General features: G+C 45.0%; 18 protein-coding genes, 2 tRNA genes and 3 rRNA genes. 3 read left to right on the top strand and 20 right to left on the bottom strand.

The window, feature by feature from the left end; all coding sequences use genetic code 11:
• Positions 1–16 precede the first annotated feature (16 nt).
• From MHI60_RS06380 to MHI60_RS06410, 7 genes are all read right to left on the bottom strand, one after another.
• Positions 17–982, bottom strand: coding sequence for a bile acid:sodium symporter family protein (locus tag MHI60_RS06380; protein ID WP_342502676.1), 966 nt, complete (start codon positions 980–982; stop codon positions 17–19).
• A gap of 62 nt (positions 983–1,044) precedes the next feature.
• Positions 1,045–1,215 (bottom strand): hypothetical protein, encoded by a 171-nt coding sequence (locus MHI60_RS06385; RefSeq protein WP_263639898.1) that lies wholly within the window; start codon positions 1,213–1,215, stop codon positions 1,045–1,047.
• A 118-nt stretch (positions 1,216–1,333) separates the two neighbouring features.
• Positions 1,334–1,406, bottom strand: a tRNA-Thr gene (locus tag MHI60_RS06390).
• Between the two features lies 1 nt (position 1,407).
• A tRNA-Asn gene (locus MHI60_RS06395) sits at positions 1,408–1,482 on the bottom strand.
• A 42-nt stretch (positions 1,483–1,524) separates the two neighbouring features.
• Positions 1,525–1,640 (bottom strand): 5S ribosomal RNA (gene rrf / locus MHI60_RS06400).
• Between the two features lie 61 nt (positions 1,641–1,701).
• Positions 1,702–4,632, bottom strand: a 23S ribosomal RNA gene (locus MHI60_RS06405).
• A 182-nt stretch (positions 4,633–4,814) separates the two neighbouring features.
• A 16S ribosomal RNA gene (locus MHI60_RS06410) occupies positions 4,815–6,363 on the bottom strand.
• Together the 16S, 23S and 5S rRNA genes with 2 tRNA genes alongside form the textbook arrangement of a ribosomal RNA operon.
• A gap of 376 nt (positions 6,364–6,739) precedes the next feature.
• Here MHI60_RS06410 and pdaB point away from each other — a divergent pair.
• Positions 6,740–7,504, top strand: a complete 765-nt coding sequence (gene pdaB / locus MHI60_RS06415; protein WP_144486209.1) for a polysaccharide deacetylase family sporulation protein PdaB — start codon at positions 6,740–6,742, stop codon at positions 7,502–7,504.
• Here the strand turns inward: pdaB and MHI60_RS06420 are convergent.
• Positions 7,497–8,099 carry a KinB-signaling pathway activation protein gene (locus MHI60_RS06420; protein ID WP_034283864.1) on the bottom strand — a complete coding sequence of 201 codons (603 nt, stop codon included), beginning with the start codon at positions 8,097–8,099 and terminating at the stop codon, positions 7,497–7,499. The two genes, pdaB and MHI60_RS06420, sit on opposite strands and share 8 nt — an antisense overlap.
• Before the next feature lie 90 nt (positions 8,100–8,189).
• Here MHI60_RS06420 and gerD point away from each other — a divergent pair, with 90 nt between their 5' ends.
• Positions 8,190–8,777, top strand: a complete 588-nt coding sequence (gerD, locus tag MHI60_RS06425; protein ID WP_087975190.1) for a spore germination lipoprotein GerD — start codon at positions 8,190–8,192, stop codon at positions 8,775–8,777.
• Between the two features lie 37 nt (positions 8,778–8,814).
• Here the strand turns inward: gerD and MHI60_RS06430 are convergent, their stop codons facing one another.
• The 3 genes from MHI60_RS06430 to MHI60_RS06440 all read right to left on the bottom strand — a co-directional run bounded on the left by MHI60_RS06430 (position 8,815) and on the right by MHI60_RS06440 (position 11,192).
• On the bottom strand, positions 8,815–9,873 hold the full coding sequence (locus tag MHI60_RS06430; RefSeq protein ID WP_024425873.1) for an Mrp/NBP35 family ATP-binding protein: 1,059 nt from the start codon (positions 9,871–9,873) through the stop codon (positions 8,815–8,817).
• A 103-nt stretch (positions 9,874–9,976) separates the two neighbouring features.
• A complete protein-coding gene (cwlD, locus tag MHI60_RS06435; RefSeq protein WP_034283867.1) occupies positions 9,977–10,690 on the bottom strand; it encodes an N-acetylmuramoyl-L-alanine amidase CwlD in 714 nt (237 codons plus the stop codon).
• A 58-nt stretch (positions 10,691–10,748) separates the two neighbouring features.
• The gene (locus MHI60_RS06440) at positions 10,749–11,192 is read right to left on the bottom strand and encodes a DUF2521 family protein (protein ID WP_095407561.1); all 444 of its coding nucleotides are present in this window, start codon (positions 11,190–11,192) and stop codon (positions 10,749–10,751) included.
• 152 nt (positions 11,193–11,344) lie between these two features.
• On the opposite strand from MHI60_RS06440, the gene MHI60_RS06445 reads away from it, so the two are divergent.
• Positions 11,345–11,914, top strand: a complete 570-nt coding sequence (locus MHI60_RS06445; RefSeq protein WP_144486211.1) for a DUF4825 domain-containing protein — start codon at positions 11,345–11,347, stop codon at positions 11,912–11,914.
• 37 nt (positions 11,915–11,951) lie between these two features.
• Here the strand turns inward: MHI60_RS06445 and MHI60_RS06450 are convergent, their stop codons facing one another.
• From MHI60_RS06450 to MHI60_RS06490, 9 genes are all read right to left on the bottom strand, one after another.
• Positions 11,952–12,968 (bottom strand): class A beta-lactamase-related serine hydrolase, encoded by a 1,017-nt coding sequence (locus MHI60_RS06450; protein ID WP_263639897.1) that lies wholly within the window; start codon positions 12,966–12,968, stop codon positions 11,952–11,954.
• Between the two features lie 171 nt (positions 12,969–13,139).
• Positions 13,140–13,550 carry a GNAT family N-acetyltransferase gene (locus MHI60_RS06455; RefSeq protein WP_144486226.1) on the bottom strand — a complete coding sequence of 137 codons (411 nt, stop codon included), beginning with the start codon at positions 13,548–13,550 and terminating at the stop codon, positions 13,140–13,142.
• Positions 13,551–13,867: 317 nt separating this feature from the next.
• Positions 13,868–14,392 (bottom strand): GNAT family protein, encoded by a 525-nt coding sequence (locus MHI60_RS06460; RefSeq protein ID WP_144486214.1) that lies wholly within the window; start codon positions 14,390–14,392, stop codon positions 13,868–13,870.
• Positions 14,393–14,568: 176 nt separating this feature from the next.
• Positions 14,569–14,961, bottom strand: coding sequence for a 30S ribosomal protein S9 (gene rpsI, locus MHI60_RS06465; protein ID WP_095407558.1), 393 nt, complete (start codon positions 14,959–14,961; stop codon positions 14,569–14,571).
• A 20-nt stretch (positions 14,962–14,981) separates the two neighbouring features.
• The gene (gene rplM / locus MHI60_RS06470; RefSeq protein WP_003217042.1) at positions 14,982–15,419 is read right to left on the bottom strand and encodes a 50S ribosomal protein L13; all 438 of its coding nucleotides are present in this window, start codon (positions 15,417–15,419) and stop codon (positions 14,982–14,984) included.
• Between the two features lie 166 nt (positions 15,420–15,585).
• Positions 15,586–16,329 carry a tRNA pseudouridine(38-40) synthase TruA gene (truA, locus tag MHI60_RS06475; protein ID WP_144486216.1) on the bottom strand — a complete coding sequence of 248 codons (744 nt, stop codon included), beginning with the start codon at positions 16,327–16,329 and terminating at the stop codon, positions 15,586–15,588.
• A gap of 11 nt (positions 16,330–16,340) precedes the next feature.
• Positions 16,341–17,138 carry an energy-coupling factor transporter transmembrane protein EcfT gene (locus tag MHI60_RS06480; protein ID WP_024425607.1) on the bottom strand — a complete coding sequence of 266 codons (798 nt, stop codon included), beginning with the start codon at positions 17,136–17,138 and terminating at the stop codon, positions 16,341–16,343.
• On the bottom strand, positions 17,135–18,004 hold the full coding sequence (locus MHI60_RS06485) for an energy-coupling factor ABC transporter ATP-binding protein (protein ID WP_144486218.1): 870 nt from the start codon (positions 18,002–18,004) through the stop codon (positions 17,135–17,137). Before MHI60_RS06485 ends, MHI60_RS06480 begins: the two co-directional genes overlap by 4 nt.
• Positions 17,980–18,822, bottom strand: a complete 843-nt coding sequence (locus MHI60_RS06490) for an energy-coupling factor ABC transporter ATP-binding protein (RefSeq protein WP_144486220.1) — start codon at positions 18,820–18,822, stop codon at positions 17,980–17,982. The genes MHI60_RS06485 and MHI60_RS06490 overlap by 25 nt, the downstream gene beginning before the upstream one ends.
• Positions 18,823–18,896 lie beyond the last annotated feature (74 nt).

Consider the following 18,896-nt stretch of genomic DNA (forward strand, 5'->3'; position numbering starts at 1 on the left):
AAGGATGGAGGTTTTTTCATGAGAAAGATTTGGTCACAGCAGGTGCTTTCAGCTCAAAACGATTGAGTAAGAAACCAAACAAGGCAGCAAGCACTTGCTGAAACAGCATACCAATCACCACAGGAACAGCGACAGCAGGCGGGAAAAAGCTAATGGCAAGCACAGCCCCCGCACTAATGTTTCTCATACCGCCCGTATACACGATGGCCACAATCTCTCCTTGAGTACATTTCATCGTCTTTCCAATCAACCATGCAAACGCATATCCGCTCATCGCAATGAGAAACACAGTCGCTGCCTTGCTAAAAAATGCGGCATCCAGTTCACGCAAGTATGGCGCAACAACAGAACTGTTAATCGACACCACTACAAACAAGCCTATTTTTGAAAAAGGTGACAGTGTCTGACTGATCATTTTCGTCACAGCAGGCTTTGCATAGTGACGAACGAGCATCCCTAAAATAGATGGAAGCACCACCATCCCAAACAGCCCTTTCATGATCGCGACCATGTTCATATGAACTTGTGTACCGGCTAAAAGTGACAAACTGGCTGGCACAATCAATGGCGAAAGCAATGTATCAATTAAAATAATGGATAACGTTAACCCAACATTCCCCTTATACATTGCCGCCCATATTAAACTAGAAACTCCTGTGGGAATCACCATTGCAAGTGTCAAACCGGTGATCGTCATAGCATCACCCGCAAATATGAGATGTCCCGCTGACCAAGCATAAAGAGGCATCAACACGTGCAAAATCATAAACGATAAAATCAAAGGTAATGGGTGCATCACCGTATGCTTTAAAGCCGAAAATGTAGAAGACAAACTCCCTGCAAAGGTCATCACAGCAAATACCCATGGCACCAAAAACGTAAAATCCTTTAAATAGGCCGCCAACAAAACACCGAGTAACACACTAAAAGGTGTAATGAGCGGCATCATCCGGCCGAGCACTTGATTCAAACGCACAAGCATGCCGGCCACCTCCATCTCTTCACTTTCTTACCTTTTCTATTGTAACAGACAGAAAGGCCTTTTTAAGAACCATTCACTTGTTTCACAAGCTTTTGACTTGATGTATCCATTCCAACTACGTCCACCTGAACGTCATTTGCTTGATACATCTCCTTTATACGTTCTATTGCTGCTACGCCTGATTCATCCCATATACGCGCTTCAGATATCACCATCGGCAATAAATAAATCATTAGCAAGACGCCGCCTGTTATACATAGCCATAAATTTCGTCCCCAACAATAAAAAAAGACATAAAAAAAAGCCTTCTCATCATCGAGAAACCTTGCCATATCAACATATATAGAGGAAAGCTTCCAAGCGGGCTCGAACCGCTGACCTCTTCCTTACCATGGAAGTGCTCTACCTACTGAGCTATGGAAGCATGGCTCCGCAGGTAGGACTCGAACCTACGACCGATCGGTTAACAGCCGATAGCTCTACCACTGAGCTACTGCGGAATGATAAAGTAACTTCTTCCATTGGAAGGATATAAATAAAAAGCTTGGCGGCGTCCTACTCTCACAGGGGGAAACCCCCAACTACCATCGGCGCTGAAGAGCTTAACTTCCGTGTTCGGTATGGGAACGGGTGTGACCTCTTCGCTATCGCCACCAAACCTGATGGAGAGAATGTTCTCTCAAAACTAGATAACAATGTTCATGCTTCACATTAGAATATAGGTTAAGTCCTCGATCTATTAGTATCTGTCAGCTCCACGTGTCACCACGCTTCCACCTCAGACCTATCAACCTGATCATCTTTCAGGGATCTTACTTCCTTGCGGAATGGGAAATCTCATCTTGAGGGGGGCTTCATGCTTAGATGCTTTCAGCACTTATCCCGTCCGCACATAGCTACCCAGCGATGCCCTTGGCAGAACAACTGGTACACCAGCGGTGCGTCCATCCCGGTCCTCTCGTACTAAGGACAGCTCCTCTCAAATTTCCTGCGCCCGCGACGGATAGGGACCGAACTGTCTCACGACGTTCTGAACCCAGCTCGCGTACCGCTTTAATGGGCGAACAGCCCAACCCTTGGGACCGACTACAGCCCCAGGATGCGATGAGCCGACATCGAGGTGCCAAACCTCCCCGTCGATGTGGACTCTTGGGGGAGATAAGCCTGTTATCCCCGGGGTAGCTTTTATCCGTTGAGCGATGGCCCTTCCATGCGGAACCACCGGATCACTAAGCCCGACTTTCGTCCCTGCTCGACTTGTAGGTCTCGCAGTCAAGCTCCCTTGTGCCTTTACACTCTGCGAATGATTTCCAACCATTCTGAGGGAACCTTTGGGCGCCTCCGTTACATTTTAGGAGGCGACCGCCCCAGTCAAACTGCCCACCTGACACTGTCTCCCTGCCCGATAAGGGCAGCGGGTTAGAAGGTCAATACAGCCAGGGTAGTATCCCACCGATGCCTCCACCGAAGCTAGCGCTCCGGTTTCCAAGGCTCCTACCTATCCTGTACAAGCTGTACCAACATTCAATATCAGGCTGCAGTAAAGCTCCACGGGGTCTTTCCGTCCTGTCGCGGGTAACCTGCATCTTCACAGGTACTATAATTTCACCGAGTCTCTCGTTGAGACAGTGCCCAGATCGTTGCGCCTTTCGTGCGGGTCGGAACTTACCCGACAAGGAATTTCGCTACCTTAGGACCGTTATAGTTACGGCCGCCGTTTACTGGGGCTTCAATTCGCACCTTCGCTTACGCTAAGCGCTCCTCTTAACCTTCCAGCACCGGGCAGGCGTCAGCCCCTATACTTCGCCTTACGGCTTCGCAGAGACCTGTGTTTTTGCTAAACAGTCGCCTGGGCCTATTCACTGCGGCTTCTCGGGGCTTTAACACCCTAAGAAGCACCCCTTCTCCCGAAGTTACGGGGTCATTTTGCCGAGTTCCTTAACGAGAGTTCTCTCGATCACCTTAGGATTCTCTCCTCGCCTACCTGTGTCGGTTTGCGGTACGGGCACCTCTCACCTCGCTAGAGGCTTTTCTTGGCAGTGTGGAATCAGGAACTTCGCTACTAAATTTCGCTCGCCATCACAGCTCAGCCTTCACGGGAAACGGATTTGCCTATTTCCCAGCCTAACTGCTTGGACGCGGATATCCAATACCGCGCTTACCCTATCCTCCTGCGTCCCCCCATTGCTCAAATGGTGAGGAGGTGGTACAGGAATATCAACCTGTTGTCCATCGCCTACGCCTTTCGGCCTCGGCTTAGGTCCCGACTAACCCTGAGCGGACGAGCCTTCCTCAGGAAACCTTAGGCATTCGGTGGACGGGATTCTCACCCGTCTTTCGCTACTCATACCGGCATTCTCACTTCTAAGCGCTCCACCAGTCCTTCCGGTCTGGCTTCACAGCCCTTAGAACGCTCTCCTACCACTGTTCGTAAGAACAGTCCGCAGCTTCGGTGATACGTTTAGCCCCGGTACATTTTCGGCGCAGAGTCACTCGACCAGTGAGCTATTACGCACTCTTTAAATGGTGGCTGCTTCTAAGCCAACATCCTGGTTGTCTAAGCAACTCCACATCCTTTTCCACTTAACGTATACTTTGGGACCTTAGCTGGCGGTCTGGGCTGTTTCCCTTTCGACTACGGATCTTATCACTCGCAGTCTGACTCCCAAGGATAAGTCATCGGCATTCGGAGTTTGACTGAATTCGGTAACCCGGTAGGGGCCCCTAGTCCAATCAGTGCTCTACCTCCGAGACTCTTACCTTGAGGCTAGCCCTAAAGCTATTTCGGAGAGAACCAGCTATCTCCAGGTTCGATTGGCATTTCACCCCTACCCACACCTCATCCCCGCACTTTTCAACGTGCGTGGGTTCGGGCCTCCATTCAGTGTTACCTGAACTTCACCCTGGACATGGGTAGATCACCTGGTTTCGGGTCTACGACCACGTACTCATGCGCCCTATTCAGACTCGCTTTCGCTGCGGCTCCGCATCTTCTGCTTAACCTTGCACGGGATCGTAACTCGCCGGTTCATTCTACAAAAGGCACGCCATCACCCGTTAACGGGCTCTGACTACTTGTAGGCACACGGTTTCAGGATCTATTTCACTCCCCTTCCGGGGTGCTTTTCACCTTTCCCTCACGGTACTGGTTCACTATCGGTCACTAGGGAGTATTTAGCCTTGGGAGATGGTCCTCCCGGATTCCGACGGAATTTCACGTGTTCCGCCGTACTCAGGATCCACTCTGGAGAGAACAACATTTCAGTTACAGGGCTGTTACCTTCTTTGGCGGGCCTTTCCAGACCTCTTCGCTTATATCGTTCCTTTGTAACTCCGTATAGAGTGTCCTACAACCCCAAGAGGCAAGCCTCTTGGTTTGGGCTGTTCCCGTTTCGCTCGCCGCTACTCAGGGAATCGCATTTGCTTTCTCTTCCTCCGGGTACTTAGATGTTTCAGTTCCCCGGGTATGCCTTCTCATACTCTATGTATTCAAGTATGGATACTACTCCATTACGAGCAGTGGGTTTCCCCATTCGGAAATCTCCGGATCAAAGCTTGCTTACAGCTCCCCGAAGCATATCGGTGTTCGTCCCGTCCTTCATCGGCTCCTAGTGCCAAGGCATCCACCGTGCGCCCTTTCTAACTTAACCATTTCTTACTTTAGAAAGAATCACTATGTGTGATGAACTTTGCATTGCATTCAATGTGAATGTATTACTTATTGTTATCTAGTTTTCAAAGAACAATCCTGTCTCGCTAGAGACATGTTTTGAAGGAATGATCCTTCAAAACTAAACAAGACGAAAACGTACGCTGCTCCATATATCCTTAGAAAGGAGGTGATCCAGCCGCACCTTCCGATACGGCTACCTTGTTACGACTTCACCCCAATCATCTGCCCCACCTTCGGCGGCTGGCTCCATAAAGGTTACCTCACCGACTTCGGGTGTTGCAAACTCTCGTGGTGTGACGGGCGGTGTGTACAAGGCCCGGGAACGTATTCACCGCGGCATGCTGATCCGCGATTACTAGCGATTCCAGCTTCACGCAGTCGAGTTGCAGACTGCGATCCGAACTGAGAACAGATTTATGGGATTGGCTAAACCTTGCGGTCTTGCAGCCCTTTGTTCTGTCCATTGTAGCACGTGTGTAGCCCAGGTCATAAGGGGCATGATGATTTGACGTCATCCCCACCTTCCTCCGGTTTGTCACCGGCAGTCACCTTAGAGTGCCCAACTGAATGCTGGCAACTAAGATCAAGGGTTGCGCTCGTTGCGGGACTTAACCCAACATCTCACGACACGAGCTGACGACAACCATGCACCACCTGTCACTCTGTCCCCGAAGGGAAAGCCCTATCTCTAGGGTTGTCAGAGGATGTCAAGACCTGGTAAGGTTCTTCGCGTTGCTTCGAATTAAACCACATGCTCCACCGCTTGTGCGGGCCCCCGTCAATTCCTTTGAGTTTCAGTCTTGCGACCGTACTCCCCAGGCGGAGTGCTTAATGCGTTAGCTGCAGCACTAAGGGGCGGAAACCCCCTAACACTTAGCACTCATCGTTTACGGCGTGGACTACCAGGGTATCTAATCCTGTTCGCTCCCCACGCTTTCGCTCCTCAGCGTCAGTTACAGACCAGAGAGTCGCCTTCGCCACTGGTGTTCCTCCACATCTCTACGCATTTCACCGCTACACGTGGAATTCCACTCTCCTCTTCTGCACTCAAGTTTCCCAGTTTCCAATGACCCTCCCCGGTTGAGCCGGGGGCTTTCACATCAGACTTAAGAAACCGCCTGCGAGCCCTTTACGCCCAATAATTCCGGACAACGCTTGCCACCTACGTATTACCGCGGCTGCTGGCACGTAGTTAGCCGTGGCTTTCTGGTTAGGTACCGTCAAGGTGCGAGCAGTTACTCTCGCACTTGTTCTTCCCTAACAACAGAGCTTTACGATCCGAAAACCTTCATCACTCACGCGGCGTTGCTCCGTCAGACTTTCGTCCATTGCGGAAGATTCCCTACTGCTGCCTCCCGTAGGAGTCTGGGCCGTGTCTCAGTCCCAGTGTGGCCGATCACCCTCTCAGGTCGGCTACGCATCGTCGCCTTGGTGAGCCATTACCCCACCAACTAGCTAATGCGCCGCGGGTCCATCTGTAAGTGACAGCCGAAACCGTCTTTCATCCTTGAACCATGCGGTTCAAGGAACTATCCGGTATTAGCTCCGGTTTCCCGGAGTTATCCCAGTCTTACAGGCAGGTTACCCACGTGTTACTCACCCGTCCGCCGCTAACATCCGGGAGCAAGCTCCCTTCTGTCCGCTCGACTTGCATGTATTAGGCACGCCGCCAGCGTTCGTCCTGAGCCAGGATCAAACTCTCCGAAAAAGTACAAAACCGAAGTTTTGCTTTTCGCCAGTTTGACTGACTACCTATGAAGTATCATAGGATTTTTTATAAAAACTCGAATTAACAGGTACGTTTTGTCTTGTTTAGTTTTCAAAGATCATCTTCGCCGTTCTTAGCGGCTTTAATAATATAACATTTCGCTTCATCTTATGTCAACAACTTTTTTCAAGTTTATTTCCCGAAGCGTTTTTGTGTTTGTCACTGTGTGTCAGCGACGATTAATAATATATCACGAAAACATTCTATCGGTCAACGCCTTTTCAAAACTTTTTTTGAAATAGTTTTATTAAGCATCTTAAACCCTTGTCCTGCATACAATCAAGTAACAATCTTGGACAAGGCAGGAGTGTTTGAATTGAGTCGATTATATGTGTTGCCTATTAAACGGCTGAAGCAAGTTGTCATTATTCTTGTAGCAGCCCTTGCAGCTGCAACCTTTTTTTATGTACAAAAGGCACCGCCGCTGTCGGTATTTAAAACTGAACATGGACCCCGAGCCATTTATAAAGGTGAGACTTCATCAAAACATGTCTCTCTCACTTTTAATATTGGCTGGGGGGATGAGAAGGCTGTTCCTATTTTAAATGTCCTTCGAGAGTACGGTATAAAGAACGCCACTTTCTTTCTGTCTGCTTCTTGGGCCGAGCGTCATCCTGATATCGTGAAACAAATTAGGGAGGACGGCCATCAAATTGGAAGCCTCGGCTATGCTTATAAAAATTATAGCCAGCTTGAAGATAGTGAAATCAAGCAAGATCTTGTCCGTGCACAAAATACATTTCAAAAGCTTGGACTCGATGACATTCAACTATTAAGACCGCCAACTGGACAGTTTAACGAAACAGCACTGAAAATTGCCACACAGTACGGTTATACCGTTGTTCATTACAGCATCAATTCACAGGATTGGCTGAATCCGGGTGTCGGCCAGATTGTTCAAAATGTAAATGATCGAATGAAAAGCGGAGACATTGTACTCCTTCACGCCTCAGATTCAGCAACGCAAACCGCTCAAGCCTTACCCGCTATTTTGAAACAAATAAAAGAAAAGAATTTAAAAAATGTGACAGTTGGCGAGCTGATCTCCAATACGAAAACAAAGTCATCAGAAGTTAAGTAGCTTTCGCTTTTGAAAACCGCGGCATAGCTAACAGCTGAAACGCATTACAGCCTAATAGCGGAAATAGCATTAAATACAGCCAGTCCTCTTCATTGACTCTAAGCGCCGGGAACCATTCTAACGACGTGATGACAACCATGAGAAACATTGCAGAAACAAAAGTTTTCTTAGAGGACTGCTGCTGTTTAAAGTAAGCCACGATCAATGCAAACACACCGATAAAAACAGGCAGCCACAAGTATGGAAGAAATGAATCATTCTCCCCGAAAAACAAAAATCGCAAGTAAGCTAAATCAAACAGCACAAAAATCACAAGAAACAGCTGAATGGTATTCCATAAAGAATGAGACCGGAAAATCTCTAACGCAAACCGGTGCACCGTCAAAAAGACAACAAATCCCATTTGGCTAATTACACTAAAGATCATCCCCACACCAATGAACCAAAACAACACAGATGCGATCTCTAGAATTTCAAACGATATAAAAAGCTTCTGATACTTCCCCCACTCCAGCGCAAAGCCTACCACGCTTGTAATGACCGCTCCAACAGCTAGCACAGAGAAGAAAAAACGAACTAAATCCCGACTTTTCATTGAATTGATCCAACCCCTATTTTTGTTATGTATAAATTTACGTGAAACATTCATATTAAAAGTAAGACATGTAACGAAAGGAGCCACAGTATGTCAAAAGGCATCTTGCGTATAATGAGCTGTTTTCTTCTTTTATCTCTAACAGCTTGTGCTCCCAAAACCCAATCCTCATCTAATATGGACTATGACGAAACAAAAAAAATGGTCGTCGATATATTAAAGACAGATGACGGTAAAAAGGCCATTCAACAGTTATTAAATGACGAGGCAATGAATGAAGCTTTGGTAATGGATGAACAAACTGTGAAAAAAACCATAGAGAAAACACTGACTTCTGATAAAGGCAAAGAGTTCTGGAAGAAGGTCTTTGAGGATTCTAAATTTGCCGAGACTTTCGCAAAATCCATGCAGCAACAGCATGAAAGAATGTTAAAACAATTAATGAAGGATCCTGACTATCAACAGCTGATGATGGATATTCTCAAAGATCCTGAGATGGAAAAGAAATACGGTGAACTGGTAAAAAGTAAAGAGTTTAGAAAGCACTTAGAAAAAGTCATTACGGAAACATTGAGCAGCCCTCTTTATAAGAAGAAATTCGAAGATGAGCTCAAAAAGGCAGCATCTGAGAGCGGCAGTGATTCCGGCTCGCAAGGAAGCGAAGGAAGCGACAGTTAAACATCACCCGAGTGGCGTTCATCCACTCGGGCTTTCATTATGCTTTCACTGCTAATTGTTCAATGACTTTATTCGCAATGTGTTGATACACTTCTCCTGTCGGGTGACTCGCATCATAGACAGAAGGTGCGAAATCATCCTCATTCCAATCAGGCTGTCTTAAAGGAATTTGGCCAAGGACTGATACACGCAGCTCTTCAGCCAGCTTGTCCCCGCCGCCTTTTCCAAAGACGTATTCCTTTTCACCTGTTTTTTTGCTTTCATAATAGCTCATATTCTCAACGACACCGAGCACTTCATGATCTGTTTGCAGTGCCATTGCGCCTGCTCTTGCTGCAACGAAGGCAGCCGTTGGATGCGGTGTAGTGACAATGATTTCTTTACAGCTAGGCAGCATTGTATGAATATCAAGCGCCACATCTCCCGTTCCAGGCGGAAGGTCTAATAGTAAGTAATCTAATTCTCCCCACTCAACTTCGTGGAAGAAGTTATTTAACATTTTTCCAAGCATCGGTCCTCTCCAAATAACCGGTGCATTTTCTTCAACAAAAAAGCCCATTGAAATCACTTTGACACCAAAGCGCTCCACAGGAATAATTTTTTCCCCTTTAACTGTTGGTCTGACAGTGATTCCCATCATATCCGGTACGCTAAAGCCATAAATATCAGCATCAATCAGCCCGACTTTTTTCCCTAGACGAGCCAGCGCTACAGCAAGGTTAACAGAAACAGTCGATTTACCAACGCCGCCCTTTCCACTCGCAATCGCTAAGAACTCGGGAGGATTTTTAGAGTTAAGCAAGGTTTCTTCTTCATCTTGTGATGGCATAAACTTTTCAAGTGTTTCCTGAGGCAGTTCCTCAAAACGAAGTCCTACTGTGTTAGCGCCTGCTGCTTTCAAGGCTTGTACGATGTCTTGCTGCAGCTTCATCTGCTCAGCAGTGCCTGTTTTGGCAATGGCCACCTTTAGGCTCACGTGCTCTTTCTCAGGCTTTAGGCTGATTTCCTTGATGGCATCCAGCTCACCAAGCGGTATATGAAGGAAAGGTTCGTCCATCTTCCCAACTAGTTTTCTCACATCATCTTGTCCGATCATAGCAGAACCTCACCCTTTATTGAATTCGTTTACAATCCAAGTATATCATACATATCCTTACAATGTCTGTCCTGTTTGCCTGCGATCAAAAGGAAAAAGCCCCTTATTCAGGCGGCTCTTTTTGCTCTGTTAAATATCTTAAAATCCCTTTATAAATAGAGGCAGCAATTTGATCCTGATATTTAGGTGTTGCCAGCTGACCAGCCTCTTTCGGGTTGGAGAGAAATCCAATTTCCACAAGAGCTCCTGGCTTTGTGACATTTTGCATTAAATAAATGCCGTTGATCCGCTTCGCCTTTCGATCTGTGTTTTCAAGATTTCTGCGTAATTCATCCTGAATGAACTTCGCTGCCTTTTCATTTTCTTCATACTTTCCATAAAAAAACGTCTGCGCCCCGCTCCATTTGTTGGATGGTATCGCATTTAAATGAATGCTTAAATAGAGGTCTGCTTCAGACTCATTGATGACTTTTACGCGGTTCCTTAAATCCTCCGCTTTCTTTCGGGCATATCCCCTTGTATTCTTTGATGATAAATCAGAATCATCCTCTCGGGTCATGAGAACAAGCGCGCCCTGCTCCTGCAAATAATCCCGTATCTTCATGGAGACATCCAGTGCAATCTCTTTCTCAAGCAGCTCTCCCCCCACAGCCCCGCCATCTGGACCGCCGTGACCCGGATCTAAATAGATGATCTTCCCGCTTAGAGGCAAATTCCACGATTTCCATGAATCATCATTTAGAAATTGAAACCTGAATAAGAATAAGAGGACAATAAATCCAATTAAAAACCCTGTCCACTTCAGCTTTCTTTTCATCCCTGTCCCTCCCATACACCATTATTTTATAGATATGGGACAAGGGCTGGAAATATGCTTAGTGCAGCCGAAGCTTGTGTCTTTTTTCTGATTCACGAAAGCCTTCCTGCCACCACATGCTTAAAAAATCTCTCGCAAATGGATATAAACATGACATCTTCCGCTCCATACGGAACATATTCCCCCACGATTGCAAACACCCTGCGAGCTCTTCAATCAGCTCAGCTTCCTCCTGGGAGGATCGCTTCTTGATATCGTCAAACGATTCTCCGTATTTACTTGACTCACCGTATCTTCCGCCAGCTAAAAAAGCTTCAATCGCAAAATCAATACAGCCATCACTCATAATACCCGCTGGATCATCTGCAAATGGAAACAGCTTCTTCGTGAATTTCTCGGAAGCGGCCGTTACTTGTTGAAGTGACAATGTACGCAAAAGCTTCTTTTCAAGCGTGACATCTCGTTTTGTTTTCAGTTGATAAAATGAAAGCACTTCTGCCATGGACTGAACTCCTTTTTTCTTTGTATTGTTCGTTGGTTTGAACAAAACATGCAGTTCAGTAAATGGAAATGACGGCTTGTGAACGATCAGAATGGAAAATTGTGATAAAATAGACATTTACATATAGAAAGAATGATAAAGGGGCAAAATCAATGAAGAAATGGATGTATATCCTGCTGCTATTAACAGTCGTCTTATCTGCATGCAGCAGTCAAGCTAGTGAGAAAGAAAGCGACATCAAAGGAATAGAAGATATTTCCTTAAAACAGCTTTCTAAGCACAAAAATTCTTATATTGGAGACAACGGAGCAATCGGCGCTATTTTATCAGATCTTCCAGGTAACGTGATTCGCGAGTATGAAATCGCAGATGAAAAAGCACTAAAAGTAACATATGGCGTGAAGGAAAATGCCACTTATACAGAAGAACAATTTGATGCATCTTGGTTTGATAAGAAGGATACCATTGAAAAAAACTACTTATATAATGCATTAGCACTTTTTATTCTTGTCGATAATCTAGAGCAAGTGACACTTAACATGAGCTCTAAAGACGAGCCGTCCGTCACGTTTAAAAGAAAACAGCTAGAAAAAAAGCTCCCTCACCCTTTTAAAAAGTACAAAGACGATACACCGCTTTGGCAAAAGGAACTGGTTGATGGAGTTGTGAAGTCAAAAGAGAAACGCCAAGATGTATACAAAGCGTTTCCAATGCAGAAATAATAAAACAGAGGGGAGTCTCCCTCTGTTTTTTTGATGATTATTTAGTAAAAGCCTGAATCAATCGTTGTCGAAAGTTTTGATCCACTGCTGCAGTAAGAATAAATTCGTTGAATACTTCCCCAATCCAGTGAGAATTGTTCGCTTTCGGATCATTGATAAAAAGAGAGATGGAGATAGAGGATGTATCTGTTCTTCGATATAAAGCACCTGTGAAAACAAACAATGTTGCTCCGCCTTTATACCAAAAATATTGATCTGTCTCCTTTTTCAATGTTTCTCCCAGTACGATTTGGCTAAAAAGACTCTTTTCTTCTGTTGTTAACAGCTCGTCATGAAGACGTTTCATAAAATATGTATATTCATTGGTTGTAGACTTTGTCATTTTTTGCGTCAGTAATGATTGTATACGCCACCCTAATAAGTTCTTTTTTTTCATTTTTCCTTCTAACACCTTTTTATGCTCTGGGTCATTTTTCATGATATTAAAAATCTCATTCATTAGAGATTTGTATTGTTCTTCGGATACGCCGCTCATTTTCTTGAATGCATCCCGCCGACGATCAGATACATAAGCGGACCACAAAATCATTGGCGTCAGCGGCATGAGTTCATCATGTTCTGTAAGACCTGCTTGTTTCATCTGATCATTGATCTTTTCTAAGCCCAGCCGGTCAATCAAATAATCCGTACAAGCATTCGAACTGAATTGCATCATCCCTTTGGCAATATCTAATAAAGTCGCATGCTCAGAAAAATCATTGACCTCCAGCCAGTACGTGTGCGCACCACCGTCTGTTCTATCAATATAAAACCGCTCTAAATCAGACAATGCCACTTTTTCCTCTAGCTTGATGGTGCCTCTCGATACAGCTTTAACGAAATGAAATAAAACCACTAATTTCACCGTACTTGCAAGTGGTGTTTTTTGATCAGCATTCCATTCTAACATCACATCATCATTTTCAATGATTGTCACTGAAACGTCCTTTTTGTTTTTTGCGACAAATATCAAAAGATCTTCCTTCGTTTTCTTCATATCTCTTTTATACAGCAAGACTTGAACCACCACGTAAAGTATGACCACACATATGACAATTAGACCGATTATGAGTAACATGTTTCTCCTTTCCAAATAACAGAGGATTTACATATTCAATATAACAAATATTTCAAATAAAGGAACCGAAAAGGCAGAGGTACATGAATCCTCCGCTTCTTGATATCCTTATTCATGGGGCAAATGCAGCTTCATTCCTTCATGAGTGGCTTCAAATCCTAATTTCTCATAAAAATGTCGTGCTTCTGGCCTCTGTTTATCTGTTGTCAGCTGAATCATATGACAGCCGCGGTCGCTTGCGCGTTGAATGGCCCACTTTATAAGCAGCGAGCCGACTCCTTTTCCTCTATGAGTCGAAGCCGTGCGTACTCCTTCGATGGATGCTCTCCATCCTCCTTGATGCGTAAGAAATGGCGTCATCGTTAACTGAAGAACACCAACTGCTTCTTTCTGGTCACACGCAACAATGAGTTCAATATTTGGATCAGCATCGATTGAATGAAAGGCTTTGATATAGCTTTCTAATAATGGGCGAGTGTAACGCTCTCTCTTTTGACCTAACTTATCATCTGAAAGCATGAAGATGATTTTGTCGAGATCTTCTTGCACAGCTTCTCTAAATGTCAATTGATTTAAATTCAATGAAAGCACCTCCTATGATGGATGGAAACTATCTTCACTTACCAAAATGCCAAATGCAACCGTTCTTCTATAAAATTTGATCAGCTGCTTTTTTAACCACATAACTAGGCGGCGGTGTGTACCCTTGGGAAAATCAATCATAAGAAAATGTGCATCAAAGATCCTCCCTCTTCTGCTTATTTGACCTGATTATATCAACATCGAAAGCGAAGGGATATTTGGAATGGCGAATTACTTCATATCATGAAGACTTATCATGCCTTCTTCACGAACCATTCCTCTTGTAAGATGGCATAGTAAAACTCATCCCACCACTCATTTCCTTGTGGTATACATTTTTTAAAATACCCCTCTCTCCTCATCCCCATTTTCTCCATCACTCTCCACGATGGCACATTTTCAGGCTGACAAGTGGCGATAATCCGATGTAAGTTTAGCGTGTGAAAACCATGATGCAGGACAGCATAAGCCGCTTCTGATGCATATCCCTTGTTTTGATAGGCAGGATTGAAAACCCAGCCAATCTCATAAGTGTGCTCACCAAAGTAAGGATGAAACACGATATGCCCGATACATGTATGATCTTCTTTTAAAAGGACAGCAACATACTTAGCATCTTCATGACGATTATTTTTGACAAATTCCTTCGCATCTTCTTTAGAAAATACATCTTCCGGAATATACTTCATCACCGTCTCATTAGATGTATAAGCATAGACATCCTGCCAATCTTCCTCAGCAAATGATCGAATGATACACCTTTCTGTTGTTAGATTCATAGGACACCCTCCATAGACTTCGTGTTTTAAATAGAAACCTTGCTATGATGCTATTTTATATGTTTCCAAACAGAAAAAAACACAAATAAAAAAAGCACCAGCAGGATGCTGATGCTTTTTTTATATGGTTTGTCTGTAACAAACCTTTGTAAAACGTCCATACAATATAAAATTGATTAACGTTTTGAGAACTGAGGAGCTCTACGTGCGCCTTTAAGACCGTATTTCTTACGCTCTTTCATACGAGGGTCACGAGTAAGAAGTCCAGCACGTTTAAGTGGTGTACGGTACTCAGGATCTACTTCTAGAAGAGCACGAGAGATACCGTGACGAATTGCTCCAGCTTGACCAGAGAATCCACCACCGTGAACAGTTACAAGAACATCGTAGCTGTTAGCTGTTTCTGTGATGTTCAAAGGCTGTTTCACGTCTTCGATTAAAGCAGCAAATGGAATGTATTCAGTAATTTCACGATTATTAACGACGATACGGCCTTCACCTGGAACTAAGCGAACGCGCGCTACAGAACTTTTACGACGACCTGTACCGTAATATTGAACCTGTGCCAAATTGTTAACCTCCCTTATAATTAACCGCGAAGTTCGTAAACTTCAGGTTGTTGTGCTTGATGTGGATGCTCAGAACCACGGTACACATTTAATTTTTTGAACATTTGACGACCTAGTGGACCCTTTGGAAGCATACCTTTGATAGCAAGCTCCAACATTTTTTCAGGGTAGTTTGTACGCATCTCAAGAGCAGTTCTTTGTTTCAAACCACCTGGGTGCATCGTGTGACGGTAGTAAATTTTGTCCGTCAATTTCTTACCAGTTAATTCGATTTTCTCAGCATTGATGATGATCACATGATCACCTGTATCAACGTGTGGTGTATAAGTTGGTTTGTGCTTACCGCGCAAAAGTGATGCTACTTCAGTAGAAAGACGACCTAGAGTCTTGCCTGCCGCATCAACAACTAGCCATTTGCGCTCAATTGTGCTTGCGTTCGCCATTGGTGTTGTACGCATGAGTTTCCCTCCTAAATAAATCAATGAATTTTCCTTGAATCAAATGCTACGTTCTATTTCAAAACACAGAATAAGTCTTCCGGGGCTTATTTGTGGGGTTGAAATACATACCATATGATATCTTATAACTTTCTGCTTCCTGTGTCAAGAACATGTTACACCTGGTTTAGTTGTCATAGAAAACTTCCCATAAATACAGTCCGTGACTAGGCGCAGTCTTGCCTGCCGCTTCGCGATTTCGGGCGGCAAGCATGGCTTTTATCTCCTCAGGGTGAAATTTACCAGAACCAATTTCAAGTAACGTCCCAGCGATAATGCGCACCATGTTGTATAAAAAACCATTCCCTCTCACACGCATTTCAAGCCCGTCTGAGACGTTTTTCCACTCGAGGGCATAAATATCCCTCACCTTGTCCTGAACCTCTGTATTGGCTGCACAAAAGCTTGTAAAGTTATGTGTCCCAATCAGGTGCTCAGCAGCTTTTCTCATTTTATCGATATCCAGCCGGTAAGGATAGTGGCAGGCATACTGTCTCGTGAACACATTTTGGTGTGTTTCCGTTGAGACCTTATAACGGTACTCCTTCGAAACAACACCAAATCTGGCATGAAACGAGTCATCGACCTCCTCAGCCTTTAGAACACGGATATCATCCGGCAGCAAGCTGTTGAGGGCAAATGGCCATCTCTCCATCGGGATCGAGAGCGGGGTGTCAAAATGGATGACCTGTCCCTTTGCATGGACACCGCTGTCTGTCCGGCCGGAAGCCACAATCGGAATCAGTTCATCCTGTTTGTGCATTCTTGCAAGGGCAGACTCTATCTCCGTCTGAACGGTTCGCTGCCCTGGCTGCACCTGATAGCCTTTAAAATGTGTCCCGTCGTAGGATACGGTACATTTAACCTTCATCTAGGAATCACCTAATTTCTAAGCAGCACAAGGAGCGCTGTTAACAGGATGAATAGAAGCAGCGTGAACGTGTCCTTCATACCCCAGACAAGCTGACGGTATTTCGTCCGTCCTTCTCCCCCGCGGTAGCCTCTCGCTTCCATCGCGGTCGCCAGTTCTTCTGCACGCTTAAACGCACTGACGAAAAGCGGAACAAGCAAAGGAACGATCGCTTTCAGGCGATCCTTTAAAGGTCCGCTTGTAAAATCAACGCCTCGTGCCATTTGTGCCTTCATGATTTTGTCGGTCTCTTCTAGTAACGTCGGAATAAACCGAAGAGAGATGGACATCATGAGAGCAAGCTCATGAACAGGCAGTTTGATTTTACGGAATGGGTGCAGAAGCTTCTCCATCCCGTCTGTCACTTCTATAGGCGTTGTCGTTAACGTAAGAAGTGTCGTCATCATGATGAGATAGACAAAACGGAGTGAAATGAAGATCCCCTGCTTTAGACCTTCTTCATAAATATTCAGAAAACCAAAGTGGAATAGCAAGGCGCCATCCTTTGTCATGAAAATATGCAGAATAAAGGTAAACAGGACAATCCATAGGATCGGCTTCATTCCCTTGAGAATAAAGTATAACGGCACCTGAGAAACCATCACCACAAGAATGGTAAAGACACCTAAAAGCCCGTAAGTGATGTAATTATTAGCAAAAAAGACAATAAAGACAAAAAAGAAAATTGATAACAGCTTTGTCCTTGGATCAAGACGATGGACAAAGGATGAACCTGGCACATATTTGCCGATAATCATACTATCCATCATGATGTCGTGTCCTCCTGATAAAGAGCTGTTAAGGCTTCTGCCATTTCATCCATGGTCAGAAGCGGCCTTGGAAACGTAATACCAAGCTTTTCTTCTACAGTCTGCTGGAACTTAATCGTTTCTGGGAGGTCGAGACCAAACGAAGACATGTCTGTACGATTGGCAAACAACTCTCTCGGCGTACCTGTCGCCTTCACTGTCCCTTTATGCATCACAATCATTTGATCCGCATAATGAGCGGCATCTTCCATACTGTGTGTGACCAAAATCGTGGTGAGGTTTGCCTTTTGATGAAGGTCATAGAACATGTCCATGATTTCCTTCCGCCCGCGTGGATCTAGCCCAGCAGTCGGCTCATCAAGCACAAGCACCTCTGGTTCCATGGCTAAGACGCCTGCTATCGCCACACGTCTCATTTGACCGCCGCTTAGTTCAAAGGGAGATCGAGATAATAGGGACTCAGGAAGACCAACCAGTTTCAGCATCTCCTTCGCCTTCGCTTCTGCCTTCGCTTGAGGAACGCCGAAGTTCATCGGACCAAAGCAGATATCCTTGAGGATGGTTTCCTCAAAGAGTTGATGTTCAGGAAACTGAAACACGATGCCTACCTTTTTGCGGAGGGGTTTCATATCCTTCTGCTTTTTATTGGCTTGTAAAACTGTCTCTCCAAGCGCAATGCTCCCCTTCGTTGGTTTGAGCAATCCATTTAAATGCTGCAGCAATGTAGACTTGCCAGAGCCCGTATGACCAATGACAGCGACATAGCTGCCTTCTTTGATGGAAGCATTGACATCATACAAAGCGAGACGCTCAAACGGCGTTTTCATTTGATAACGATGCTCTAATTCTTTGATCGTAATGTCCATAGCTCTTTCACCAATCCTTCTTGTGTCAAATGGGCATTTGCAAGCGGCACACCATGCTGCTTCAATTGCTTGCTCAATCGATAGGAGAATGGCAGATCAAGTCCAATCTGAACCAGCTGTTCATCTAGTTCAAATACTTCCTCTGGCGTTCCCTCGGCAAATTTCTTCCCGCCATTCATCACAATGACGCGATCTGCCTTGGCAGCCTCGTCTAAATCATGTGTGATGGAAATGACTGTGACCGTTCCTTGTTCCTTCAGTAGTCTAACAGTCTCTAACACTTCTTCACGGCCAATCGGATCAAGCATTGATGTTGCTTCATCCAAGATCATGATGTCAGGGCTTGCGGCAAGCACACCTGCAATGGCGACTCTCTGCTTCTGCCCGCCTGATAGATGGTGCGGCTCTTGATCAAGAAACTCCTGCATATTGACCTGTTTGACAGCCCAATCTACACGTTCTATCATCAATTCCCGCTCAACCCCGTTATTTTCTAAACCAAAAGCCACATCATCACGAACCGTTGAGCCCACAAATTGATTATCTGGGTTTTGAAAGACCATTCCGACCTTTTTGCGAATATCCCACACACTTTCTTCTTTGAGCTCAATCTCTCCAACCTTGACCGTACCAGCATCCGGTAAAATGAGCCCATTCAGCACACGGGCAAGTGTGGATTTACCTGAACCGTTATGACCAACAATGGCGAGCCATTCATTTTGATTCACATGCAGTGACACTTGATCTAAAGCGGGCTTGTCCGCATCCTTGTGATAACGAAATACAATGTCCTTTACGTCAATTAATGTCTTCCCCATCTCTACCGGACCTCCTCTCAGCTCAACCTCTTCTTTGCTTATTCCTAAAAAAAGCCGTAGTACCTAAAAAAGGG

The organism is Bacillus sp. FSL K6-3200 (assembly GCF_038630485.1).
Taxonomy (GTDB): domain Bacteria; phylum Bacillota; class Bacilli; order Bacillales; family Bacillaceae; genus Bacillus; species Bacillus safensis.